The following is a 24,623-nucleotide window of genomic DNA, read 5'->3' on the forward strand; positions in this document are numbered from 1 at the left end:
CGTTCCATCTCTCACAACGTGGCGGGGGTGCTGCTGCCCACCCGCTGTCCATCCGTGTCCAGGGGCTGCCAGCCGCCGCCCAGCGCTTTGTACAGGCGCACATGGTCGGTGCTGATGGCCGCGCGCGTACTCGCCACGCTGTCTTGCGACGACAGCAGCGTGCGCTGGGTATCCAGCACCGTCTGGAAGTCCACCAGCCCGCTGCTGTAGCGCTGGTTGGCCAGCAGCGAGGCATTGCGTGCGGCCTCCTGCGCCACCAGCAACTGGACCAGCCGCTCCTTGTCGCCCTGCAGCTGCGCCAGCGCATCCTCGACCTCCTGCAAGGCCGTCAGCACCGTGGAACGGTAGGCGATGCGCGCCTGCTCCACCGCCGCCTGCTGGGCGCGAATCTGGGCGCGGTTGGCGCCGCCATCGAACAGCGGCGCAGACAGGCCGGCCGCAATGCTGGCCGCCACCGACGCGCCATTGGTCAGGGCCCCCACCGTCAGGGCGCCCAGCCCCAGCGAACCGCTGAGGCGCAAGCTGGGGAAGTTGACCCGCTCTTGGGCGGAGAGATTGGCCATGGCCGCCACCACCTTGTGCTCCTGCACGCGCACATCGGGGCGCTGGCGCAAGGTATCGGCCGGCAAGGCCATGGCCAGCTGCTCGGGGGCCACTGGCAGAGGCTGGACGGTTTGCAGCTGGGCATCCAGGGCCCCGGGCGGCTGCCCGGTCAAGATTGCCAGTGCATGGCGCGACTGGGCCAGGGAACTTTGCAGCGCCGGAATCTGCGCGGCCGTCTGCGCCGTGGATTGCCGGGCCTGCTCGGCCTCCAGCGAAGTCACCAGCCCCGCCTGCAGGCGCCATTCGGTGATCTGCTGGTTTTCGCGCTGGATGGCCAGGTTGTCGCGGGCAATCTGCAGGCGTTCCTGCAGGCTGCGCAGCTCGATGTAGTTCAGCGCCACCTCGGCGGCCAGGGCCACATGGGCCCCTTCCAACGAGGCCACGGCGGCCTGCACGTTGGCATCGCCGGCCTGGACGGCATTGCCCTGGCGGCCCCACCAGTCGGGCTCCCAGCTGGCGTCCACGCCCACGGAGTAACGGTTGCTGGCATCGTTGTTGCCCGAGCGGCTGCGGGTGGCCCCCGCGCTGCTGCCCACACTGGGCAGCAGGCCAGCGGCCTGCACATCGCGCTGGGCCCGCGCCTGGCGCAGCACGGCCTGGGCGTTGAGCACGCTCGGGTTGGCGGCCAGGGCCTGGTCGATCAGCGCCGTCATCGGCGCGTCGCCAAAGCGCTGCCACCAGCGGCTCAGGTCTTCGGGCGATGCCACAGGGGCGGCCTCGGCGCTGCGCTGCCACTGCGTGGGCACCGGCACGGGCTGACTCTGTCCGGCAAATTGCGAGGTGTGGCTACAGCCGGCCACCAGCAAGGCCGTGGCCAGCGCCAGTGGCGTGACCCAGGCGCGCGCCGGGTGGCGGTCGGAAATGGAGAGAAGCTGGTTCTGCATAAAATGGGAGAAAAACCGCGTGTTCGCTTGTTTCTACCCCGCGATTGTGCAGAGCCTGTGTAGGGCCCGGGCAAAAGCCCTGTGAAGCTTTGGTAAAGCTGCCTGCGGGCCTAGGCCGGCTCCACAATCGCGTCCAGCGGCCAGCGCGGTTTCACATCAAACGCATAGTGCTTGTCGGCCTGCTGCTGGCCAGCCTGCATGCGCATGGCCGCGGCCATGGCAATCATGGCGCCGTTGTCGGTGCACAGGTGCAGCTCCGGATAGTGCACGCGGATCTTGCGCTTGGCGCAGGCTTCGTTCAGTTGCTGGCGCAGCAGCTGGTTGGCGCCCACGCCCCCCGCCACCACCACGCGCTGCATGCCGGTCTGCTTGAGGGCGTTCAGGGTCTTCTTGACCAGCACGTCCACGATCGCCGCCTGGGCGCTGGCCGCCAGGTCGGCCTTGCGCGCTTCCAGCTCGTCCCCCAGTTTCTTGGCCTGCGTCAGCACCGCGGTCTTCAGGCCCGCAAACGAAAAGTCCAGATCGCCGCTGTGCAGCAAGGGACGCGGCAGCTTGAAGGCCTCGGGGTCACCGCTTTCCGCCAGTTTGGACAGGATGGGGCCGCCGGGGTACGGCAAGCCCATGACCTTGGCGGATTTGTCGAAGGCTTCGCCGGCGGCATCGTCGATGGTTTCGCCCAGAATCTCGTAGCGGCCGACGCCATCCACGCGCATCAACTGGGTGTGCCCCCCCGAGACCAGCAAGGCGATGAAGGGAAACTCAGGGGGATCGGCGCTCAGGAAGGGCGACAGCAGGTGCCCTTCCAGGTGGTGTACGCCCAGCACGGGCTTGTCCAGGGCCGCCCCCAGCGCGCAGGCCACCCCGGCCCCCACGAGCAGCGCGCCAGCCAGGCCGGGCCCCCGGGTGAAGGCGACCACGTCGATGTCCTGCAGGGTCTGGCCCGCATCGTCCAGCACCTGCTGCGTCAGCGGCAGCACGCGGCGGATGTGGTCGCGGCTGGCCAGTTCCGGCACCACCCCGCCATAGGCGCGGTGCATGTCGATTTGACTGTGCAAGGCGTGGGCCAGCAGCGTCGGCACACTGCCGTCGGCCGGCATGCGCACCAGGGCCACGCCGGTTTCATCGCACGAAGATTCAATACCCAAGATCAGCTGACTCATAGGGCGCAAGTGTAGGTCTGCGCACCACGGCGCAGCGTGGGCCCGGCCAAAAGCCTTGTGCCCCAGGCCAGAAAAAAGCACCCGCAGGTGCTTGGCAGATGGGGCGACAGGCGTTCAGCGGCGGTTGTTGAGGAAGGCACTGCCCAGCTTGAACAGGTCCGAGGCCCCCAACTTGCCATCGCCGTCCTGGTCCAGCAGGCTGCCCAGCAGCCCACCGCCCAGGCCCCCGGCGTTCTGGGCCTGGGTGCGTTCCTGTTCCAGGCTTTGCCCCAGGCTACCCGCATCCATGTGGCCGGCTTGCGCACGCTGGGCCAGGAACGCCATGACGATGGGCGCCAGCATGGACAGCAACTGCCCCACCGTCTGTCCGCCCAGCCCGGTGGCCTGGCCCAGGCTGTCCTGCGCTTGCTGCTGGCTGCCACCCAAAATGTGGCCCAGGATGGCCGCGCCCTGCCCAGCGGGGCTGGCCGCGCCGCCCGCGCCCCCGAACACGGCACCCAGCAGGTCGCCCAGACCGCCCAGCCCCTGGGGCAAGGCCGCAGCGTGGTCGCGCTGCAGCGCCCCCATCAGGTCGGCGGCGCCCTGGGGCTGTGCGGCATTGCGACCCAAGGCGCCCAGCAGCAAGGGCAATGCTGCCCCCACCGCGGTCTGGATTTGCTGGCGGTCTGCGCCCAGTTGCTGCGCCATCTGCTGCATGGGCGCGCCCTGCAGTTGCGCCATCAATTCGGACACCAAAGATTGCTGTGGATGCATCACTCACTCCTGTCGGCGGGCGGCTGGTGCCGCCCCTGGGGCGTCAGTATGCGGCAGCGCGGAGGAGCCACCGGCCATGGCGTGCACGATGCGGCAAAGCCTGACAGCACGGCAGCGGGCGACAGCGGGCAATCAGACGCAAACGCCATGCTCATATAAGAAACAGATATAAAAAACCATTCAAAATACGGCGAATACTTTTATAGATACCCCATGAGCATCCAGCAATACCTCAAGGAAATCGGTCGCGGCAAAGACGGCGCACGCCCGCTGTCGCGGCCGCAGGCCGCCGAGCTTATGGGCTGGTTGCTCGACGGCCAGGCTCACCCGCTGCAGGTGGGGGCCTTCTGCCTAGCCATGCGCATCAAGGGGGAAACCGCTGCCGAAATGGCCGGATTCATGGACGCCGTGCACGCCCGCCTGCCGCTGACCGAGGCCCCGGCCAGCCCGGTCGTGGTGCTGCCCAGCTACAACGGCGCGCGCCGCCTGCCCGTGCTGACCCCGCTGCTGGCGCTGCTGCTGGTGCGCGAAGGCCTGCCCGTGCTGCTGCACGGCGCCACCACCGAAACCAGCCGCACCACCGCCACGCAGGTGCTCGCGCACCTGGGCCACAGCCCCGAAAGCCGCCTGCGCGCGCCAGATCCCGGCGAGCTGCTGCTGATGGGACCACGCCAGCTGCTGCCCGGCCTGGCCGACCTGCTGGATGCGCGCGCCACCATCGGCCTGCGCAACCCCGCCCACAGCCTGGTCAAGCACTTCAACCCGCTGGGGCGCGGTGGTTTCGCCAGCCTGGTCGTGGGCTGCTATACGCACCCGGAATACGCCCTCAGCATGGCCGCAACGCATGCCGAAGCCGGGGGCCACGCGCTGCTGCTGCGCGGCATGGAGGGCGAGCCCGTGGCCGATCCACGGCGCCAGCCGGCCATGCGCGCCATCCTGCACGGCCAGACCGTGCAGGCATGGACCGCCGAAAGCGGTACCATCCCCACCCTGCCGGAGTTGCCGCCGCACCTGGACGCTGCCGCCACCGCCGCCTTCACGCGTGAAGTGCTGCAAGGCCAGCGCCCGCTGCCCGCCACCCTGGCCACCCAGGTGCAGGCCATTGTGGCGCTGCACCGCCAGTTGCAGACCGCCTGCCCCGCCGCCTCACCCGCCCTGCCTGTCACCCCCGGAGCCCACGCATGAACAGCGCCCCCCTGTCCCCCACTGGCACTTGCACCCTGGTCGGTGCCGGCCCCGGCGATCCGGAGTTGCTGACCCTCAAGGCACTGAAAGCCATCCAGACCGCGACCGTGCTGCTGGTGGACGACCTGGTGTCCCAGGCCATCGTGGACTTTGCCGCGCCCGACGCGCGCATCATCTATGTGGGCAAGCGCGGCGGCTGCAAGAGCACGCCCCAGGCCTTCATCGAGAAGCTGATGGAAGCCGAAGTGCACAAGGGCGAACGCGTGGTGCGCCTCAAGGGCGGTGACCCTTTCATCTTCGGCCGCGGTGGCGAAGAGGTGGAACACCTGCGCGCCGCCGGCATCGAGGTGCAGGTGATCAACGGCATCACCGCCGGCCTGGCGGGCCTGAGCAGCCTGGGCGCGCCGCTGACCCACCGCGACCACGCCCACGGCGTGGTGTTCATCACCGGCCACGCCAAGCCCGGCGATGCCGGCACGGACTGGCAGGCCCTGGCGGCCACGGCCACCGCAGCGCGGCTGACCCTGGTGATCTACATGGGCATCAGCTCGGCCGAGCAGATCACCGCCGGCCTGCAGGCCGGTGGCCTGCCCGCGCATACGCCCGCGGCCATCATCCAGCACGCCAGCCTGGCGCAGCAGCGCCACGCCATCACCACCCTGGGCGCGCTGCCCGCCACGCTGGCCGCGCAGCAACTGGGCAGCCCCAGCGTGCTGGTGATTGGCGATGTGGTGCGCGGCGTGGCCCAGTGGGCACGGCACAGCCCGGCCCCAGAGGCCACGGCGCAGGCCCTGGCCAGCTGAACGCCCTGCGCACCGGCAGACCCACCGCCGTGCGGGCCGCAGCCCGGAAGGCCTTCGGACACGCCCCAGTGCCGAGGCCCAGCCGGTCGGGCTGCACCCCTGGCGCCCTTCGGGCCCGCGGCGGCCCTGCGGCTCAGACCCACCAACGCTCTTCATTTCAAAGCATTTAACACACGTGGCGGCTTACTTTCAGGCATATAAACACCTGAAACCAGCGCCAAACGTGCGCCAATCGCTCACTTTTTGCCAGCTGCCACGGCGGCGCTGCCCCAACAACAAGGGCTGACACAGCCACCACTGTGTCAGCCCTTGTCATGCCCCCAGCCCGGGCGGGCAGGACGCATGTCTTTGCACGGCGCGCCTCAGCTGCCGATCACACCGCCATCGTCCTTGGTGATCACCACCGTGGCCGAGCGCGGAATGCTGTTGCCGCCATCGGGCCAGTGGCTGTCGCCCTCTTCACCGGGGTGCTGGATGTTGATGAACATGGTCTTGTGGTCCGGGGTGAAGGTGATGCCGGTCACCTCGCACTCCTTGGGGCCCACCAGGAAGCGGCGGATTTCCTTGGTCACGGGGTCGGCGCACAGCATCTGGTTGTTGCCCTGGCCGGCGTAGTCCCCCTTGTTGCTGTACTTGCCGTCGGTCTGGATCCACAGGCGGCCGTCACGGTCGAAGGCCAGGCCATCGGGGCTGTTGAAGGTGTTGTCGGCCGTGATGTTGGCCGAGCCCGAGCGCAGGTCCTTGCGGTCCGTGTGCACGGTGGGGTTGCCGGCCAGCACGAAGATGTCCCACTCGAAGGTGGTGGCCGCGGCGTCGCCCCCGGCTTCGCGCCAGCGCACGATCTGGCCGTAGACGTTCTTCTCGCGCGGATTGGCGTCGTCCACGGTCTTGCGGCCGCTGTTGTTGGTCAGGGTCACATAGACCTCGCCGGTGCGGGGGTGCACGGTCACCCACTCGGGGCGGTCCATCTTGGTGGCGCCCACCACATCGCCGGCCAAGCGGGCATGCACCAGCACGGCCGCCTGGTTGGCAAACTGGGCATCGGCACGCAGCTGGGGGTTGGCCTGCTTGTCCAGCAGCAGCCAGGTGCCGGTGCCGGCAAAGTCGCCCGTGGCGGCACCCGCATCAAAACGGGCCACGAACAGCTGGCCGTCGTCCAGCAGGCGGCTGGTGTCGCCGCCGGGCACGTACTTGTGGTTCGAGACGAACTTGTAGATGTAGTCGTTGGCCTGGTCGTCACCCATGTAGATCACGGGACGGCCATCCTTGGTCAGGGCGAAGGCGGCGTTCTCGTGCTTGAAGCGGCCCAGCGCCGTGCGCTTTTGCGGGATGCTACCGGGGTTGAAGGGGTCGATCTCGACGATCCAGCCAAAGCGGTGGGATTCGTTGGGCTCCTTCACATAGTCAAAGCGCGCCTCGTGCTTTTCCCACTGGAACAGGCTGCCCTTGGGCGACAGGCCGTAGCGCTTTTGCGCGGCGTTGCGGCGGTCTTCACCGGCGCTGGTGCCGAAGTAGTTGTTGAAGTTTTCCTCGCAAGTCAGGTAGGTGCCCCAGGGGGTGAAACCATTGCCGCAGTTGTTGAAGGTGCCTTGCGCGCGCGTGCCGCTGGCATCGCCGCGGGTCTTGAGCAGGGCATCGCCGGCGGCAGGGCCGCTCATCTGCATGGCCGAATGCGCCGTGATGCGGCGGTTGTAGACGCTGCCCGGCACGATGTCCCATGCGCCCTTGGCGTTGCGCTTGAGGTGGATCACCGACACGCCGTGCGCGTTCATGGACTTGTGCACGTGGTCGCGACCCCATTGCTTGGCCACGTCGCCGCCCTTGCGGCCAAACAGCCAGACGTAGGCGCCGGTCTTTTCATCGACCGTGCAGTACTCGTGGTTCATGACCAGCAGGCCTTCGTCGTTCTTGCCGTCCAGGGCGAAGAAGTGGATGCCGTCGTGGTTGTCGCCCACCTGCTGGGCCTGGGTGGCGGCGTCCTCGCTGCCATCGCCCTTGAACTTGGGGGCCCCGTCCAGCAGCGGTGTGCCCCAGGGGGCCAGCACCTTGGCACTGTAGCCGGGAGCAATCTTGATGCTGTCGTCGGTCGAGATCGGAATGGCCTGGAAGCCGATCAGCGGCTGGCCGCCCTGGCTGCCCGATGTGGCGCAACCGACCAGCCCCCCGCCCAGACCCAGGAACATGGCCGCCGACAGGCCAGTGCCGGTGCGCAAAAAGCCACGGCGCGACACGGCGCTGGCCACCACGGTCTGGAATTCCGGGTTGGCGCTGAGGTTGGTGGGAACATCTTCGCTGTCGAGGGTGGCAGCTTGCAGATTCATGGTGGGCGTCCTTGAGGTCGTCGTGGGGGTTTCAAAAGCCCGGCCAGTGTCTGCAAACACTGTGTCAGCGACGTGACGGTTGCGCGGCATTTGCATGACAGCGCACCGCCGCGTTGTGCCACGGCCCCAAGGCTTGCAGGGCCGTGACAAACGGGCGCCGGCTGCGCGTTGACCGCCATCCCAGCGCCCGAATCACAGCGCACAATGGCAGCACGCCCTCAACCACCGCGAGGTATTTCGATGCGCTTTGCAAATCTGAAAATTGGCACCAAGCTCGGCCTGGCGTTCGCGTCCATGCTGGCCCTGACCCTTCTGCTGGGCAGCGTGGCCCTGTGGCAGGTCGAGCGACTGAACCAGGCCTTCCACGGCATCAGCGAGAACGCCCTGCCCAGCGTGGCAGAGACCGGCAACATGCGGTCGCAATGGAACCGCTACCGCCGCCTGGAAAGCCACTTGCTCACGCCGCAGAGCGAATCGGCCGCCCAGACCCTGGATCAGCAGTCGCAGTCGGTACTGGCCTTGATCTCCGAGTCAGAGCAACGCTACAAGGCGCTGGAACAATCGGCACAAGAGCAGCAACTGCTGCAGGCCTACCAGCAGCAGCGGGACACCTACCTGGCCGTGCACCAGCGCTTCACGGAGGCGGCGTTGACCCTGCACCGCAGTGGCAACACCGACCCCGCCGCCCTGGTGCAGTTGCAGTCCATGTACACCCAGGAGGGCGAACCCGCGTTTGCCGCGCTGGCCGAGACAGTGGGCAAACTGTCGAGCATCAACCAGAACAATGCCGAGGTGCTGCGCACGGACAGCGCCACGGTCAAGACCTCGGCCATGTGGTGGGTGCTGGGCAGCATGGCCAGCAGCGCCGCCCTGGCGCTGCTGTTCGCGGTGCTGGTCACACGCTCGCTGGCCCGCCCGGCCCACCAGGCGATGCAGGCCGCCACGCAGATTGCGGCCGGGGATCTGACCCACCCCATCCAGGCCCTCAGCAGCGATGAGATGGGCACCCTGATGGCCACCATGGAGCAGATGCGCCACAGCCTGAGCACGGTAGTGCAGCGCGTGCGCAGCAACGCCGAGTCGGTGGCCACCGCCAGCGAAGAGATTTCGAGCGGCACCACGGACCTGTCCTCGCGCACCGAAGAGCAGGCCAGCGCGCTGGAAGAGACCGCCGCCTCGATGGAGCAGCTCTCGTCCACCGTGCGCCAGAACGCCGACAGCGCCCTGCAGGCCAACCAGCTGGCCCTGAGTGCCTCACAAGTTGCCCAGCAAGGCGGCGAGGTGGTCGGCGAGGTGGTGGAAAGCATGCGCAGCATCACCGAAAGCAGCCACAAGATTGCCGACATCATCGGGGTCATCGACGGCATTGCCTTCCAGACCAACATCCTGGCCCTGAACGCCGCTGTCGAGGCCGCGCGCGCCGGTGAACAAGGCCGCGGCTTTGCCGTGGTGGCGGCCGAGGTGCGCAGCCTGGCCGGCCGCTCGGCCGAGGCGGCCAAGGAAATCAAGCAGCTGATCCACAGCAGCGTCTCGCGCGTGGAAGCCGGCAGCGCCCTGGTGGAGCGCGCCGGCCACACCATGTCCGAGGTGGTGGGCGCCATCCGCCGCGTGACCGACCTGGTCGGCGAGATCAGCGCCGCCAGCACCGAGCAGAGCCAGGGCGTGGCCCAGGTCGGTGAAGCCATCACGCAGATGGACACCACCACCCAGCAGAATGCGGCCCTGGTCGAGGAAAGCGCGGCCGCCGCCGACAGCCTGAAGCGCCAAGCCCAGGAACTGGTGCAGGCCGTCTCGCACTTCAAGACCCAGGGCGGCACTGCACCGGCGGCTGCCCCTGTCCGCGCGGCCACGCCGGCCGCTGCGGTGCCCGTGGCTACGGCCGCTCCCCGCACGCCGATGCCAGCACCGCGCAGCCCCGCCGCGGGTGCGGCGCGCACAAGCATCCACCCCAGCCACCTCGGCGCCCGCCCTGGCCCGCCCGGCCAAGCCCTCCGCCCCGCCCGCAGCGCCATCCGGCGACAACACCGACGACTGGGAAAGCTTCTAAACACAGCTCAGCTGCGCCACCAACCGCTGGGGTCGCGTGGTCCTGGCCAGCATCGGCCCCGGCTGATGCTTGGCCCCTGCGCCAGCGGCACACCCCCAGCCCCCATGCAAAAAGCCGTGCCCACAGGCACGGCTTTTTACTTGTGCATCGGGCGCAGCGCGCCGGGAATCACACCACGGTCGAAGAGGCCTGGCGGGTTTCGGCAAAGCGCTGGGCCACTTCCTTGCGCATGTCCTTGCGGATCAAGGCCGCCTGCCAGCGGCGCTGCTGTTCCTCGGTCTCGGTCTGCAGCGCAGGCACCGGCACGGGCTTGCGCGCATCGTCCACCGCCACCATGGTGAAAAAGCAGCTGTTCACATGGCGCACCACCTGGGTGCGGATGTCCTCGGCAATCACCTTGATGCCGATTTCCATGGAAGAATGGCCGGTGTAGTTCACGCTGGCCAGGAAGGTCACCAGCTCGCCCACATGGATGGGCTGCAAAAACATCACCTGGTCCACGCTCAGCGTCACGCAGTAGCGACCGGCATAGCGGCTGGCGCAGGCGTAGGCCACTTCGTCCAGCTTCTTCAAGATTGCGCCCCCGTGCACATTGCCGGAAAAATTGGCCATGTCAGGGGTCATCAGCACCGTCATGCTGAGTTGGTGTGCAGGCAAGTTCATGGCGGTGGATTGTAGGAACGGATGGTGGCAGTGGCACGACAGCCGCCGGGCAACCCGCAGCCCCTGCGGGGCTTGGCCGCTTGGCTACACTGCCGGGGCCGCCCGTCTGTGTGATGGGCGTTGCTTTTTGGCCCCCATTCACGTACTTGCCGCCCCATGACTGCTGCCCCTGCCCTGCCCGCCACCACCGCCTTCGACGCCATCATCCTGGGCGCCGGCGCGGCCGGGCTGTTCTGCGCCGCGCAAGCAGGGCAGGCGGGCCTGAAGGTGCTGCTGATCGACCACGCCGAGAAGGTGGCCGAGAAGATCCGCATCTCCGGCGGCGGGCGCTGCAACTTCACCAACCGCGACCTGGACGTGCGCGCGCCGCACAAGCACTACGTGGGCCAGAACCCACAGTTCTGCCGCTCGGCCCTGTCGCGCTACACCCCGGCCGACTTCATGGCGCTGCTGGAGCGGCACGGCATTGCCTACGAGGAAAAGCACAAGGGCCAGCTGTTTGCCAGCACCAGCGCGGAGGACATCATCCGCATGCTGCTGGCCGAGTGCGCCACCGGCCAGGTCGAGCACTGGCAGCCCTGCGCCGTCAAAAAAATCAGCTTTTTGCCTTCCAGCGCAGATGCAGCAAGCGCCGGCAGCTATGAAATTTCCACTGACCGGGGCGTGGTGCGCGCGCCGCGCCTGGTGCTGGCCACGGGCGGCCTGTCCATCCCCAAGATCGGTGCGACGGACTTCGGCTACCGCATCGCCCAGCAATTCCAGCTGCCGCTGGTGGAACGCCACCCCGGCCTGGTGCCGCTGACCTTTGACGGCGCGGCCTGGCAGCCCTACGCCCAGCTCGCAGGTCTGGCCCTGCCGGTGGAAATCAGCACCGGCCGCAAGAAGGAACGCATGAGCTTCCACGAAGACCTGCTGTTCACCCACCGCGGCCTGTCCGGCCCGGCGGTGCTGCAGATCTCCAGCTACTGGAAAGCCGGCACGCCCCTGCAGATCAACCTGCTGCCCGGCACCGACCTGGCCGCGCTGCTGCAACAGGCCAAGGCCCGCTCGCGCAAGCTGGTGGTCAACGAACTGGCGGCCTTGCTGCCCGCGCGCCTGGCCGAAGCCTGGGTCAGTCAGCAGCCCGAGCTGCAGCGCCCCATCAACGAGGCCAGCGACAAGGCCCTGGGCAAGCTGGCCGAGCAACTGAGCCGCTGGGAGATCACGCCCACGGGCTCGGAAGGCTACAAGAAGGCCGAAGTCACCCTGGGCGGCATCGCCACCCAGGCGCTGTCGCAGCAGACCATGGAATGCAAGACCCAGCCCGGCTTGTACGCCATCGGCGAGGTGGTGGACATCACCGGCTGGCTCGGCGGCTACAACTTCCAGTGGGCCTGGGCCAGTGCCTTTGCCTGCGCCCAGGCCATGGCGCAGCAGCAGGCCGCGCAGGCCTGAAGCCCCAGTCCGCCAGTGGGCGAAGCGGCCACTGCAGATACATTTCCAAAAGTCGTTATAATGCTCGACTTTGCTGGCATATCCCCGTCGGCCATACTAGTTAATAGAGACGGGGAACAACCGCTGCTTATGGCTCTCAGGCCCGATCTTCCCGAGAACCCGCTGACAGCACAGATATATCTGGAAACTGAATGACTACCATCCGCGTCAAAGAAAACGAACCCTATGAAGTTGCCCTGCGCCGCTTCAAGCGCACCATCGAAAAGCTGGGTCTGCTGACCGACCTGCGCGCTCGCGAGTTCTACGAAAAGCCCACAGCCGAGCGCAAGCGCAAGAAGGCTGCTGCCGTGAAGCGCCACTACAAGCGCGTTCGCAGCATGCAACTGCCCAAGAAGCTGTACTAATCGTCGATTAGGATCAGTCGGCCGTCAAACGCCGCAAACCCGCGCTCGGGACGCCAGGCGCGGGTTTTTTGTTTTCTGGCCACTGCCCGCACGGCGCAGTGACCTCTCGGTGCCCGGCCCTCGCAGCAGCGGCCACGGCGCCCTACCCAGGAGAGATGTATGAGCTTGAAAGCCCAGATTACCGAAGACATGAAGACCGCCATGCGCGCCAAGGACAGTGCGCGCCTGGGCACCATCCGCCTACTGCAGGCTGCGATGAAGCAAAAGGAAGTGGACGAACGCATCGAGCTCGATGACGCCGCCGTCATCGCCATCGTCGACAAGCTGATCAAGCAGCGCAAGGACAGCATTGCAGCCTTCGAAGCCGCCAACCGCGCCGACCTGGCCGATGTGGAAAAGGCCGAGCTGGAAGTGCTCAAGGTCTACCTGCCCGAGCGCATGGGCGAGGCCGAGATCACCGCCGCCGTGCAGGCCATCGTGGCCGAGCTGGGTGCCAGCGGCCCGGGCGACATGGGCAAGGTGATGGGCGCCGTCAAGGCCCAGCTGGCCGGCAAGGCCGACATGGGCCTGGTGTCCGCCGCCGTGAAGACCGCGCTGAGCAAGTAATGGCGGACCGCGCTGGGCGCGGACTGCTCCAGGGTGTGGGCGCCACTGTGCGCTCACACCCTTTATTTTTGGGGGGCTTGCACGACCTGCTGCATGGCCTGCTTGATCCCGGCTGGCTGCGTGCGGGCAAAGAAGGCCTGCAGAAACTCCACGCACACGCGCACCTTGGCGGAGCGCTCCAGCCGCGTCGGGTACACGGCCCAGATGTTGGCGCTTTGCTGCCAGTCGGGCAGCACCTGCACCAGGCGCCCGGCGGCCAGCTCGGCCGCCACATCCCACAGCGAGCGCAACACCACGCCGTGGCCGTCCAGCGCCCATTGCACGGCCATTTCGCCATGGTTGGTGGACAGCGGCCCAGTCACCTTCACGCTGCGCTCCTGGGCGCCGCTGCGCAGCTTCCACACGCCAAACGGGTGGTCGCGCTCCTTGATCACCAGGCAGTCGTGGGCGGCCAGCTCGTCCACGCTGCGCGGCACGCCGCGGCGCTGCAGGTAGGCGGGCGCGGCGCACAGCACGCGGCAGTTGTCCGCCAGGTGGCGCGCAATCAGGTGCGGCGCGATCTCATCGCCAACGCGCACATCCAGGTCCAGCCCCTCGGCCGCCACATCCACCAGGCGGTCGAACACCTCCAGCCGCAACTGCAGCCCGGGGTAGCGCAGGGCCAGCTGAGACAACGCCGGTGCCACCACGTTGCGGCCAAAGCCAAAGCTGCTGCTGACCCGCAGCAGGCCCCGCGGCTCGCGGCGCGTGATCTGGGCTTCCTGCAGCAGGTGCTCCATGTCGTCCAGGATGCGCTGCGCCCACAGGAAGATGCGTTCGCCCTCCTCGGTCACCACCACGCGGCGCGTGCTGCGGTGCAGCAGCTTGACCCCCAAGGTGGCCTCCAGCAGGCGAATGCGCTTGCTCACATAGGCGGGCGAAGCCTCCAGCGCCGTGGCCGCCGCCACGAAGCTGGATTTGCGCACCACGGTGATGAAGACACGCAGGTCTTCCGGCGCGGGCATGGTGTGCACGATGGGCGTCTCCGTTCCACAAAACGGCCGATTGTAGGCAGGGCGCGGCGCGCCTACAGGCTCATGCCGCTGTCCTGGATCACCTTGCTCCAGCGCTCCAGGTCCTTGGCGATCAGCTCGCCGAACACCTGGGAGCTGCTGGGCATGGGCTGTGCACCCTCGCTTTGCAGGCGCTCCAGAATGGCCGGGCTTTGCAACGAGGCATTGATCTGCGCATTCAGTTGCTCCACCACGGCCTTGGGCATGCCCGCCGGGCCGACGATGCCATACCACTGGTCGGCCTCGAAACCCGGCACGGCCGCCTCGGCCACCGTGGGCACCTGCGGCAGGATGGCCACGCGCTGCGGTGAAGACACGGCCAGGGCCTTGACCTGCCCAGCCTTGAGCTGCGCCAGCACTGCGGGAATGCCGGTGAACAGCGCCTGCACCTGGCCGGCGACCAGGTCGTTGACCGCCGGGGCGGTGCCCTTGTAGGGCACATGCTGCATGCGCACCCCGGTCTGCTGCGCCAGGTAGGACATGGTCATGTGCGCCGCGCTGCCATTGCCGCCGGAGCTGTAGTTGATCTGGTCCGGGTGGGCCTTGGCGTAGGCGATGAAGGATGGCAGGTCGGTCACCGGCAGCGCGGGGTGGACCACCAGCACATTGGGCACGCGTGCCACCCAGGCGATCGGGGTGAAGCTGCGCACGGGGTCGTAGGGCAGCTTGGGGTACAGCGAGGGCGTGATGGCCAGGGTGCCCACATGCCCCATGAGCAGGGTGTAGCCATCGCCGGCCGCCTTGGCCACGCGGTCGGCGCCAATGCTGCCGCCCGCACCGGCCACGTTCTCCTGCACCACGGACTGGCCCCAGGCCTTGGTCAGCTCATGCCCCATGGCGCGACCCAGGATGTCGGCCGAGCCGCCCGGCGTGAAAGGAATCACCATGCGGATGCTCTTGCTGGGATAGGCGCCCGGCGCCTGGGCCCAGGCGGCGGTGCCGCAGGCGAGCATGCCGGCCAGCAGGGCTATTGCCCCTGTCCGGCAGCGCTTCAGTGTAGAAACTGCGGGTGACGGTGATCGGTGCTTGTCCATCGGAACTCCTTGAAAGCGCAGGGACCTGGAAGCCGAATGTCCGGCCTGGCCAGGCATTTGTGCTTTGGGATTTGCCCGCACCCGCTGTCGCCAAGGCTGCGCCCTGCAAGCAGGGTGGCGCCATCACCCCTTCATTGCTACAACCCCAGGAGGTTTCATGCACGTCAATCGCCGCCGTTGGATTCTGAGCACCACCAGCCTGGCCGCTGCCAGCTGGCTGTCCGCCTGCGCCAGCCGCCCTGCCGCGACCAACACCGCCGCGCTGGGCTACCAGCACCAGACCATCGGACAGGCCCGGGTGACGGCCGTGAGCGATGGCGTCACCCGCCGCCCCCTGGATGCCGGCTTCGTCAAGAACGCCCCGCTGTCCGAGGTGCAGGCCGCCCTGACGGCCGCCGGACTGCCGACCACGCACATCGACGTGCCCTACACCTGTTTCGTGGTCGACCTGCATGGCAAGCGCTATTTGCTGGACACCGGCTTTGGCGACAACGGTGCGCCGGGCACCGGACAGCTGCACCGCCACCTGCAGGCGGCCGGCATAGACCCGGCCAGCATCGATGTGGTGGTCATCAGCCACCTGCATGGCGACCACATCAACGGACTGCGGCGCAAGGATGGCAGCCTGGTCTACCCCCAGGCCACGGTCTATGTGCCCCAGCCCGAGGCCGCGCACTGGCTGGACGACGCCCGCATGAACGCCACCCCGGAAGCCGCACGCGGCGGCTTCCGGGCGGTGCGCCGCGTCTTCGACGGCTACCCCGCCGCACAGCTAAAGCTGTTTGCGCCCGGCAGCGCGATTGCTCCCGGCCTGGAGACGGTGGCCGCGTTCGGGCACTCCCCGGGCCACACGGCCATCGCCGTGCAATCGGGTGGCGAACGCTTCACCTTCATCGGTGACGTGGCGCACTACCCGGCCCTGTTCGTGAAGCACCCCGACTGGCAGGTGCAGTTCGACATGAACCCCGAGCAAGCGCGGGCCACGCGCCACGCCCTGCTGGGCCGCCTGGCCCAGGAAGGGGGTTGGGTGGGCGGCTACCACTTCCCCATGCCGGCCCTGGGACGCCTGCGCGCTGCAGGCCCGGGCTACGACTGGGTGCCGCGCGCCTGAGCGGCCATCCCCCGCGGCAGCCCCGGCCATGGCCGGGGCTTTTTGATGCCGCAATTGCGCACACTACGTAAACAATCAACGCACATTTTGCGGATTGCATGGTGCGCAGTCTGACTCAACAATGCCGCATCCCGTTGACAGAATTTCAGAAGGATTTGAGATGTCCACACCCCGCAAGATCGCAGTCATCGCCGGCGACGGCATCGGCAAGGAAGTCATGCCCGAGGGCCTGCGCGCCCTGGAAGCGGCCGCCCAGCGCTTCAACCTGCCGCTGGAGTTCCACCACTTCGACTGGGCCCACTGCGACTACTACGCCGAACACGGCCAGATGATGCCTGACGACTGGAAGGCCCAGCTGTCCGGCATGGACGCCATCTTTTTCGGCGCCGTGGGCTGGCCCGCCACCGTGCCCGACCACATCTCGCTGTGGGGCTCGCTGCTCAAGTTCCGCCGCGAATTCGACCAGTACATCAACCTGCGCCCGGTGCGCCTGTTCGAAGGCGTGCCCTGCCCCCTGGCCGGCCGCAAGCCCGGTGACATCGACTACTACGTGGTGCGCGAGAACACCGAGGGCGAGTACACGGCCCTGGGCGGCATCATGTTCGAGGGCACGGACCGCGAGATCTGCATCCAGGAGTCGGTGTACTCGCGCAAAGGCGCCGACCGCCTGCTCAAGTACGCCTTCGATCTGGCCCAGAGCCGCGCCAAGAAGCACGTGACCCTGGCCACCAAGAGCAACGGCATCGCCATCAGCATGCCCTGGTGGGACCAGCGCGCCGACGATGTAGCCAAGGACTACCCCGAAGTCACGCTGGACAAGCAGCACATCGACATCCTGACCGCGCGCTTCGTGCTGCAGCCGGGCCGCTTCGACGTGGTCGCCGCCACCAACCTGTTCGGCGACATCCTGTCCGACCTGGGCCCGGCCACCACCGGCACCATCGGCCTGGCACCGTCGGCCAACCTCAACCCCGACCGCACCTTCCCCTCGCTGTTCGAGCCCGTGCACGGCTCGGCGCCCGACATCTATGGCAAGAACATCGCCAACCCCATCGCCATGGTCTGGTCCGGCGCGCTGATGCTGGACTTCCTGGGCCGCAGCGAAGGCGCCTGGCGCCAGGCCCACGACCACATCGTGGCCGCCATCGAGAGCACCATCAAGACCGGTCCACGCACGCCCGACCTGGGCGGCACGGCCAGCACCACCGTGGTGGGCCAGGCCATCGCCGCCGCCATCGCCCAGGCGTGAGACCGCCGCTGGCCCCAGCCCGGGCCAGCGAATGCTCCTGAAACCAAAGCACTCCACACTTACTGCATCTGCGCTGGAGTGCTTTTTTATGTAAATTCATCGCCACAAGGTGAGCCCCGAAGGCCATACCGCCCCCGTGTGCTGCGTGGGTCGATACACTTTGCGCTTCAACAACCACCCCACTTTCCGGCATGCGCCTGACCGCCCTGTTGCGCCCCTGTGTCATTCTGGGCCTCACCGCCCTCACGGCCTGCGGCAGCCTTCCTCCCCGCACTGCGGACACCCCCGCCACCACCACCTCCGCCCCGCCCTCGGCACCGCTCAAGATCGGCATCGCGCTGGGCGGCGGCGCCGCCAAGGGCTTTGCCCACATCGGCGTGATCAAGATGCTGGAGGCCAATGGCTTCGCCCCGGCCGTAGTCTCCGGCACCAGCGCCGGCAGCGTGGTGGGTGCGCTGTATGCCAGCGGCATGAATGCTTTTGAGCTGCAGGAAAAGGCCGTGTCCCTGGACGAGGCCAAGATCCGCGACCTGCAGCTGTCGTCCGGCGGCCTGGTGCAGGGCCAGAAGCTGGCGGACTATGTGAACCAGCAGGTGCAGCGCAAACCGCTGGAGCAGCTGTCCAAGCCCTTCGTGGCCGTGGCCACGCGGCTGGAGGACGGCGCGCGCACCGTGTTCGCCCGCGGCAACACCGGCCAGGCCGTGCGCGCATCCAGCAGCGTGCCGGGCGTGTTCCAGCCCGTGCGCATCGGCAAGCACCACTATGTGGACGGCGGCGTCGTCAGCCCCGTGCCGGTCGATGCCGCACGCCAGCTGGGCGCCGATGTGGTGATCGCCGTGGACATCTCCAGCAAGGCCCGCGGCAAGACGCCGGGCGACATGCTGGGCACCCTGAACCAGTCCATCGCCATCATGGGCCAGAAGCTGGGCCAGGCCGAGCTGGAGCGCGCCGACGTGGTCATCCGCCCCCAGGTGCTGGACATCGGCGCGGCCGACTTCAGCCAGCGGGCCAGCGCCATCCTGGAAGGCGAGAAGGCCGCCCTGGCGGCGATGCCGCAGATCCGCCAGCGCATCGCCCAGCTGCAGGCCGAGCGCGACCAGGCCGCACACACCGCGCAGCAGCAGGCTGCGGCAGCCCAGCGCCAGGCCTGCCTGGACCAGCGCTCACGCCTGCAAAAGCTGGCCGGCATGGCGGGACTGGACGCCGCCTGCGCAGCCCCCTGACCCGGCGCTGAACCGGTAGCGCGCGCCAGTGCTGGCCACCGGGCTCAGCCGCCCATGCCGTCGATGATCACGCGGTTGCGCCCCAGGGCCTTGCCGCTGTACATGGCGGCATCGGCGCGGGCGATGGCGGCCTCGACCGGCTCGCCGGGCTGGTACTGGGTGGCCCCCACGGTGCAGGTCACGGTCACAGGCTGGTCCACCAGGCGGTCCCAGGGCATGTCCTGCGTGCGCTGGCGCAGGCGTTCCAGCAGCACCAGGGCCTGGGGAATGTCGGTCTCCGGCAGCACCAGCAGGAACTCCTCGCCACCGTAGCGCCCGGCCACGTCGATGGCACGCATCTCGGTCGACAGCAGGCTGCCGAAGGCGCGCAGCACCGCATCGCCACAGCCATGCCCGTACTGGTCGTTGATGCTCTTGAAGTGGTCGATATCGAGCAGGGCAATGCTCAATGGCGTGCCGTGGCGCTGCACGCCCTCCAGCGCCAGGTGCAGCCGCTCCAGCACGCCACGGCGGTTGGCCACGCCGGTCAGCTCGTCGTAGCGCGCCAGTTGTTCGATGTGGGCCAGGGCCGCCGCCAGCTTCTGGTTGCTGGCGCTCAGTCGGTACTGCATGCCGCGGAAATAGGTCACCAGCATGCTGCAGCGCACCACTGCGCCCAGCATCACGGCGGCCGTCAGCAGCTGGCCGGCCAGGGTATCGGTGACCATGCGCATCTGTGGCCCGCGCCAGCAGATGACCACGGCCACCAGGGCCAGGGTCAGGCCCCAGGTCAGCCAGAAGCTCGTGCGCCGCCGTGCCAGAAAACCGTCGGCACTGAACACCAGCAGCATGACCAGGGCCTGGAACGCCACCTGCGGGGCCACCACCAGCAGCCCTAGCACCCCGGAAATCGACATCAGCTGGTGCTCCAGGAACAAGCCAGGATCGCGCCGCTTCTGGCTCCAGCCGCTGGCATAGGCCCAGGTGATGAAGGCCATGCCCACGGCAATCCACAGGCCGTACCACAGCACGGCGCTCAGCGGTGCATAACCGGCCCAGGCATGGCCCAGGAACAGCGCCAGCGCATACAGGTGGCTCAGCCCCACCGACAGGTGCAACTGCCAGGTGCGACGGCGCCAGCGCTCGAAATGCGCTGCCTCACTGACCAGGGGCGAGGCCGATTCGAGCCCCCACAGGAGAGGGCCCTCGTTTTTCTTCGGAGGTGGGAGGCTGGGTGTCATGGAAAACGCGTGTGGGTGCGCATTGTGCACCGCAGCCATTGTGGCGCAGATGCCCGGCCGGCCGGCGCCGCCAGGCGCTCAATCGCCGGCGCGCAGCGTCGCGGCCACCGCGCGCAGGCACTCCAGCAGCAGCCCGGTGGTGGGGGTCAGCGGCTGGCCGCGCAGCGTGATCAGGCCGACGGAGGGCAACTCGATCAGCACAGCAAGGTCCAGCACGGCCAGCGTGCCCAGGGCCGCATGGTGGCGGGCCACGCTGCGCGCCATGAAGGCCACGGCGCCCCGCTGGTGCACAAAGGTCAGCTGCGACAGAAAGGATGCGGTCTCGACGATGTCGGCCGGTGGCTGCAGGCCGAGACCACCACAGCCCTGGCCAACCTTGAAGCCATCTGCGCCGTGGACGGTGTGCACGGCGTGTTCATCGGCCCGGCCGATCTGGCGGCTTCCATGGGCCACCGCGGCAACCCGGGCCACCCCGCGGTGCAGGCCGCCATCGAAGGCGCGATGCAAACCATCATCGCCAGCGGCAAGGCCGCGGGCACGCTGACTTCGGACCCGGTGCTGGCCCAGCGTTACCTTCAACTTGGCTGCAGCTTTGTGGCCGTGGGCGTGGACATGCTGATGTTCGTGAACGCCGCGCGCAAGCTGCGCACCCAGTTTGCCGGCACCACGGTGGTGGCCCCGGCCACGCCCGGCGCGGCCTACTGAGACCGGGCGTCTGGACGGCTGGACGGCTGGGCGGCACCCTGCAGGTGAATAGAACCCACCGGGAATGCCCCGAATTTCATAGCTGTTGGCGCAGTCCACACCTGCGCCAACAGCTATTTTTATGCCGATTCCTCGCCGTGCACCGGCTGGTCGGCGCTGGCTTGCGCGGGGGCCATGCGGGCCACCAGCCAGCGCTCCAGATCCTGCGGGGCCAGCGGCCGGGCGAACAGAAAGCCCTGGGCCACGGGGTAGCCCTGCTCGCGCAGCATGATGTTCTGCACCGGGGTTTCCACGCCTTCGGCGACCACGGTGAGGCGCAGGCTCTGGCCGATGCCCAGGATGGCGCTGCTCAGTGCGCGTGCGGCCTCGTCGTGCTCCAGGTCGGCCACGAAGCTGCGGTCCAGCTTGAGTTCGCTGACCGGCAAGCGGCGCAGGTAGCTCAGGCTGGAGTAGCCCGTACCGAAGTCGTCCATGGACAGGCGCACGCCATGGGCATGGACCTCTTCGATGGTCTTCATGGTGCTGGGGTTGGTGTCCAGCAGGATGCTTTCGGTCAGCTCCAGCGTCAGGTCCTTGGGTGCCAGCGCGTGGCGGTCCAGGGTGTCGGCAATCATGCGCGGCAGGTCCAGGTTGTGGAAGCTGGACGGCGACAGGTTGACCGACACAGCCGGCACCGCCAGCCCTTGGGTGCGCCACGCGGCCAGCTGGCGGCAGGCCTCGCCCACGGCCCAGCGGCCCAGATCGGCAATCAGGCCGCACTCCTCGGCCAGCGGGATGAAGCGCGCCGGGGAGATTTCCCCCAGCTGCGGGTGCGTCCAGCGCGCCAGCGCCTCGACCCCATACAGCTGGCCGCTCGCCAGGTCCACCTGCGGCTGGTAGTGCAGGCGCAGCTCACCGCCCTGCAGCGCCTTGCGCAAGGCGTTTTCCAGCGCCAGGCGTTCCTGCGCCAGGCGGTTCATCTCGCTGCTGAAGAAGCTGAAGCGCCCGCGGCCACTGCTCTTGGCCTGGTACATGGCCATGTCAGCACGGTGCAGCAGGGTCTCCATGTCGCGGCCATCGGCAGGGAACATGGCAATCCCGATGCTGGCGGAGATGGCCAGCGCATTGTCGGCCAGCACCAGGGGCTCGGCCAGTTGCTCCTGCAGGCGCTCGATGGTGTTCGTGACACGCTCGGCATCGCACTGCGGCAGCACCGCCACAAACTCATCGCCGGACAGGCGGCCGGCGATATCGCCAGGGCCCAGCACTTTCTGCAGGCGCGCCGCCACCACGCGCAGCAGCTCATCGCCGGCCGGGTGACCCATGGAGTCGTTGACCTGCTTGAAGCGGTCCAGGTCGATGAACAGCACGGCCAGTTGCTCGTCGTTGCGCGCCGCGGCGGCCATGGCCTGGTCGGCATTGGCCTGCAGCAGGCTGCGGTTGGGCAGGCCGGTCAGGCCGTCGTAGAACGCCAGTTGGCGAATGCGCGCCCGGGTGTGCTCGCGCTCCAGGGCCAGGGCGCACAAATGGGTGCAGGCATCGACCAGTTGCTGGTGGTAGGCCGAGGCCACGCCCGCCGTCACATCGCGGTAGTAAAACGCGAACGTGCCGATGGGCTTGCCCGCGGTGCCGCAAATCGGCGTGGACCAGCAGGCCTGGTAGCCCAGCGGCAGGATCAGGTGCTTGTAATCCCTCCACAGCGGATCGGTCGCGATGTCGGTCACCAGCACCGGGGCATTGCGCCACGCCGCCGTACCGCAGGAGCCGACCTCGGGCCCGATTGCGACGCCATCCAGCAGCGCGGAATATGAACTTGGCAGGCTGGGGCTGGCCAGGGGGTGCAGCAGGCCTTGCGCATCGACTTCCAGGATGGAGGCCGTGACCTCCGGCGCGATGCGCTCGACCTCCAGGCACACCATGTCCAGCACTTCGGACAGCGGCTGCTCGCGCGCCATGGCCTCGAGCACACGGTGCTGCAGGGCCTCGTGCATCTTGGAGCGTGTGATGTCCGTCAGCACGGACACCGTGCAGCTCCAGACGCCCTGGTCGTTGATGACGGGGTTGCTGGTGACCTTGGCCCAGTAGCGCTGGCCGTGCTTGCCCACCACGATCTCCTCGCTCCACACCGGCTTGCCGCCGCGCAGCTCAGAGCGGTACTGTTCGGTGAAGGTTTCCTGCATCTGCGGGGCCAGCAAGGCGATCGGGGCCTGGTCCAGCACCTCCTCCTGGGTCCAGCCGAACATGCGGCTGAAGCCACCATTCACATAGACGATGCGCGACTGGCTGTCGCTGATGATGACCGCCGCATCGCTGGCATCGGCCACCAGCGACAGGCGCTCCAGGTGCTGCTGGTGGGCCTGTTCCTGCAGGTGGCGCTGGGTGACGTCGGTGGCCACCTTCAGGATCTGCGTGAGCTGGCCCTGGGCATCGCGCACAGGGGTGTAGGTGGCCTCCAGCCAGCAACTGCTGCCATCGCTGCGCACCCGCTCCACCACGCCCGAATGGGCCTGGCCAGCGCGCAGCTGGCTCCATAGCGCGGCATGGGCGCCGCTGTGCACCTGGGCGGCCGTGCAAAAGCTCTGGTGGCTGCGACCCAGGGCCTGGTCCTGCGGCAGGCCCAGCAGCTGCAGGTAATTGCGATTGGCATGGCGCAGCACCCCGTCCAGGTCGAAGCTGGCCATCGCCATGACCCGGTCCAGGGCCTGGAACTGGGTGCGCTGCACTGCTTCGGGCAGCCCGTCGTTCGATTCTTCTCGCATCGCCAATTCCTTGAGTTTGTTGGTTTTTTTGTCTTTGTTGCGAGCCCTGTCACCACGCCCCTGCGTGCAGGTGCCCGAAGCGGCCTCCCCGGTTGAGGATTCCATAATAAGGATGAACCACTTGTGAGCAACAGTATGAAACAGTCGGATTTGCCGCTCGGGCAGCGGCCCACAACGTGCCTGATGGGGACAAAAAAAGCCCGGGGCATGCGGGCCGCCGGGCTGCAAGGGTGACAACGACAGCGCGCGCCGGGGGTCAGCGCCGCAGCCAGCGGCCGCCAAACTGGTTGACCACCATGCCGACCAGCACCCCCAGCGTGCCCACCCATTGCCACATGGTGGGACGCTCGCCCAGCAGCAGCAAAGCTGACAGCAGGCCGATGACTGGCACCAGCAAGGACAGCGGGGCCACGGTGCTGGCCGCATAGCGCTGCAGCAACTGCGTCCACAGCCCATAGCCCAACAAGGTGGACAGCAGCGCCAGATAAGCGATGACGCCCAGCTCGCGCCAACCGATGCCCTGCAGCTGCAGCGCCACGGCGTCCACCCCATCCACCCCCACCGACAGTGCCAGCAGCGGCACGATGGGGAACAGGCTGGTCCAGACGATGAAGCCCACCGGGGTGTAGGCCCCGTATTGCGCGGCCTTGCGCGTCAGCAGGTTGGAGCTGGCCCACATGGCGGCGGCCCCGACGGTGATCAGAAAACCGGCCAGCGTCATCTCGGCAGGGCTGTCGCCGTGGGCGGCACCGATCAGCGCCAGCCCGGCGATCGCGCACACCAGGCCCCACCACTGCCAGCGCTGCGGTTTTTCGCCCATGAAAGCGGCCGCCAGCAGCATGGTGATGAAGGCCTGCACCTGCAGCACCACCGAGGCCATGCCCGCCGGCATGCCCAGCTTCATGCCGGTGAACAGCAGACCGAACTGGCCCACCCCCTGCACCAGCCCATAGGCGGCCAGCAGCCACCACGGCAGCGCCTGCGGGCGCCGCACGAACCAAACAAACGGCAAGGACGCCGCCACAAAGCGCAGCGCGCACAGCAGCAGGGGCGACAGCGTGGCCAGGCCCCACTTCATGACGACGAAGTTCAGCCCCCAGACGACGATGACGACCAGGGCGCTGAGCCAGTCACGCTGGCTCATGCCGGCAGAAGGGAGGGGGGAAGCCAAAGACATAGAGAGGACACCTGTGCACGCACGCAAAAACCAAGGCGTGAGTATCACCCGGCCAGGCCCTGCCCGGCCGCAGCCGCAGTCACCCAGGTGGCGCCCGTCCAGCGCCCACCCCGCAGCGGGGCTGTCCGGGTCGGGCAGAAATTTTGATCAAAACAGCCTCCAGCGCTTGCTGGGTCAGCGCCAACAGCTCCTTTTTTAGCACAGGCTTGGAGGGTGTGCCAGCCCACGGCCGGCATGAAAAAAGCAGCCCG

Annotated in this window: 18 protein-coding genes and 3 pseudogenes; 10 read left to right on the forward strand and 11 right to left on the reverse strand. The window is 68.0% G+C overall.

The genetic code is table 11. The annotated features are described in order from the left end of the window. Nucleotides 1-11 precede the first annotated feature (11 nt). The 3 genes from CA2_RS02855 to CA2_RS02865 form a co-directional block, all read right to left on the reverse strand. Nucleotides 12-1,487: an efflux transporter outer membrane subunit gene (locus tag CA2_RS02855; RefSeq protein ID WP_081888836.1), complete on the reverse strand. Its 1,476-nt coding sequence runs from the start codon at nucleotides 1,485-1,487 to the stop codon at nucleotides 12-14. 110 nt (nucleotides 1,488-1,597) lie between these two features. Further along, entirely contained in the window at nucleotides 1,598-2,647 is a 1,050-nt protein-coding gene (gene tsaD / locus CA2_RS02860) for a tRNA (adenosine(37)-N6)-threonylcarbamoyltransferase complex transferase subunit TsaD (RefSeq protein WP_042412419.1), read from the reverse strand. A 114-nt stretch (nucleotides 2,648-2,761) separates the two neighbouring features. After that, the gene (locus CA2_RS02865) at nucleotides 2,762-3,400 is read right to left on the reverse strand and encodes a DUF937 domain-containing protein (protein ID WP_042412422.1); all 639 of its coding nucleotides are present in this window, start codon (nucleotides 3,398-3,400) and stop codon (nucleotides 2,762-2,764) included. Between the two features lie 213 nt (nucleotides 3,401-3,613). On the opposite strand from CA2_RS02865, the gene ybiB reads away from it, so the two are divergent. Next, the gene (gene ybiB, locus CA2_RS02870; RefSeq protein WP_042412424.1) at nucleotides 3,614-4,585 is read left to right on the forward strand and encodes a DNA-binding protein YbiB; all 972 of its coding nucleotides are present in this window, start codon (nucleotides 3,614-3,616) and stop codon (nucleotides 4,583-4,585) included. After that, nucleotides 4,582-5,388: a uroporphyrinogen-III C-methyltransferase gene (gene cobA, locus CA2_RS02875; protein ID WP_042412425.1), complete on the forward strand. Its 807-nt coding sequence runs from the start codon at nucleotides 4,582-4,584 to the stop codon at nucleotides 5,386-5,388. The genes ybiB and cobA overlap by 4 nt, the downstream gene beginning before the upstream one ends. A 362-nt stretch (nucleotides 5,389-5,750) precedes the next feature. Here the strand turns inward: cobA and CA2_RS02880 are convergent, their stop codons facing one another. Next, nucleotides 5,751-7,709: a PhoX family protein gene (locus CA2_RS02880; protein WP_042412428.1), complete on the reverse strand. Its 1,959-nt coding sequence runs from the start codon at nucleotides 7,707-7,709 to the stop codon at nucleotides 5,751-5,753. A 294-nt stretch (nucleotides 7,710-8,003) separates the two neighbouring features. Here CA2_RS02880 and CA2_RS02885 point away from each other — a divergent pair. After that, nucleotides 8,004-9,353: pseudogene (locus CA2_RS02885) on the forward strand (methyl-accepting chemotaxis protein); the annotation flags it as partial. Nucleotides 9,354-9,924: 571 nt separating this feature from the next. On the opposite strand, the gene CA2_RS02890 reads toward CA2_RS02885, so the two are convergent. Next, nucleotides 9,925-10,419 (reverse strand): acyl-CoA thioesterase, encoded by a 495-nt coding sequence (locus CA2_RS02890; RefSeq protein ID WP_043385831.1) that lies wholly within the window; start codon nucleotides 10,417-10,419, stop codon nucleotides 9,925-9,927. A 156-nt stretch (nucleotides 10,420-10,575) separates the two neighbouring features. Here CA2_RS02890 and CA2_RS02895 point away from each other — a divergent pair, with 156 nt between their 5' ends. From CA2_RS02895 to CA2_RS02905, 3 genes are all read left to right on the forward strand, one after another. Then, nucleotides 10,576-11,853 (forward strand): BaiN/RdsA family NAD(P)/FAD-dependent oxidoreductase, encoded by a 1,278-nt coding sequence (locus CA2_RS02895; RefSeq protein WP_042412432.1) that lies wholly within the window; start codon nucleotides 10,576-10,578, stop codon nucleotides 11,851-11,853. Between the two features lie 191 nt (nucleotides 11,854-12,044). Then, nucleotides 12,045-12,257 (forward strand): 30S ribosomal protein S21, encoded by a 213-nt coding sequence (gene rpsU / locus CA2_RS02900; RefSeq protein WP_003052999.1) that lies wholly within the window; start codon nucleotides 12,045-12,047, stop codon nucleotides 12,255-12,257. 159 nt (nucleotides 12,258-12,416) lie between these two features. Continuing rightward, on the forward strand, nucleotides 12,417-12,863 hold the full coding sequence (locus tag CA2_RS02905) for a GatB/YqeY domain-containing protein (RefSeq protein WP_042412440.1): 447 nt from the start codon (nucleotides 12,417-12,419) through the stop codon (nucleotides 12,861-12,863). 62 nt (nucleotides 12,864-12,925) lie between these two features. Here CA2_RS02905 and CA2_RS02910 read toward each other — a convergent pair whose 3' ends face one another. Both CA2_RS02910 and CA2_RS02915 read right to left on the reverse strand, forming a co-directional pair. Next, complete coding sequence (locus CA2_RS02910; RefSeq protein ID WP_042412443.1) at nucleotides 12,926-13,867, reverse strand: LysR substrate-binding domain-containing protein; 942 nt, start codon at nucleotides 13,865-13,867, stop codon at nucleotides 12,926-12,928. Between the two features lie 62 nt (nucleotides 13,868-13,929). Next, nucleotides 13,930-14,949 carry a Bug family tripartite tricarboxylate transporter substrate binding protein gene (locus CA2_RS02915; RefSeq protein ID WP_439708926.1) on the reverse strand — a complete coding sequence of 340 codons (1,020 nt, stop codon included), beginning with the start codon at nucleotides 14,947-14,949 and terminating at the stop codon, nucleotides 13,930-13,932. Between the two features lie 157 nt (nucleotides 14,950-15,106). Here CA2_RS02915 and CA2_RS02920 point away from each other — a divergent pair, with 157 nt between their 5' ends. From CA2_RS02920 to CA2_RS02930, 3 genes are all read left to right on the forward strand, one after another. Further along, complete coding sequence (locus CA2_RS02920; RefSeq protein WP_042412444.1) at nucleotides 15,107-16,060, forward strand: MBL fold metallo-hydrolase; 954 nt, start codon at nucleotides 15,107-15,109, stop codon at nucleotides 16,058-16,060. A gap of 160 nt (nucleotides 16,061-16,220) precedes the next feature. After that, the gene (locus CA2_RS02925; RefSeq protein WP_042412446.1) at nucleotides 16,221-17,309 is read left to right on the forward strand and encodes a tartrate dehydrogenase; all 1,089 of its coding nucleotides are present in this window, start codon (nucleotides 16,221-16,223) and stop codon (nucleotides 17,307-17,309) included. Between the two features lie 191 nt (nucleotides 17,310-17,500). Continuing rightward, nucleotides 17,501-18,532: a patatin-like phospholipase family protein gene (locus tag CA2_RS02930; RefSeq protein ID WP_042412448.1), complete on the forward strand. Its 1,032-nt coding sequence runs from the start codon at nucleotides 17,501-17,503 to the stop codon at nucleotides 18,530-18,532. Between the two features lie 44 nt (nucleotides 18,533-18,576). Here CA2_RS02930 and CA2_RS02935 read toward each other — a convergent pair whose 3' ends face one another. Together CA2_RS02935 and CA2_RS02940 are read right to left on the reverse strand one after the other, a co-directional pair. After that, nucleotides 18,577-19,752: a GGDEF domain-containing protein gene (locus tag CA2_RS02935; RefSeq protein WP_245620865.1), complete on the reverse strand. Its 1,176-nt coding sequence runs from the start codon at nucleotides 19,750-19,752 to the stop codon at nucleotides 18,577-18,579. 78 nt (nucleotides 19,753-19,830) lie between these two features. After that, nucleotides 19,831-20,103, reverse strand: a pseudogene (locus CA2_RS02940) (LysR substrate-binding domain-containing protein); the annotation flags it as partial. On the opposite strand from CA2_RS02940, the pseudogene CA2_RS02945 reads away from it, so the two are divergent. Further along, a pseudogene (locus CA2_RS02945) lies at nucleotides 20,092-20,457 on the forward strand (aldolase/citrate lyase family protein); the annotation flags it as partial. The pseudogenes CA2_RS02940 and CA2_RS02945 overlap by 12 nt on opposite strands. Before the next feature lie 119 nt (nucleotides 20,458-20,576). Here CA2_RS02945 and CA2_RS02950 read toward each other — a convergent pair. Both CA2_RS02950 and CA2_RS02955 read right to left on the reverse strand, forming a co-directional pair. Further along, nucleotides 20,577-23,195 (reverse strand): sensor domain-containing protein, encoded by a 2,619-nt coding sequence (locus CA2_RS02950; RefSeq protein WP_042412454.1) that lies wholly within the window; start codon nucleotides 23,193-23,195, stop codon nucleotides 20,577-20,579. A gap of 256 nt (nucleotides 23,196-23,451) precedes the next feature. Then, a complete protein-coding gene (locus tag CA2_RS02955) occupies nucleotides 23,452-24,339 on the reverse strand; it encodes an EamA family transporter (protein WP_424949049.1) in 888 nt (295 codons plus the stop codon). Between the last annotated feature and the right edge of the window lie 284 nt (nucleotides 24,340-24,623).

This window comes from Comamonas aquatica NBRC 14918, from assembly GCF_000739875.1.
Classification (GTDB): Bacteria; Pseudomonadota; Gammaproteobacteria; order Burkholderiales; family Burkholderiaceae_C; genus Comamonas; species Comamonas aquatica.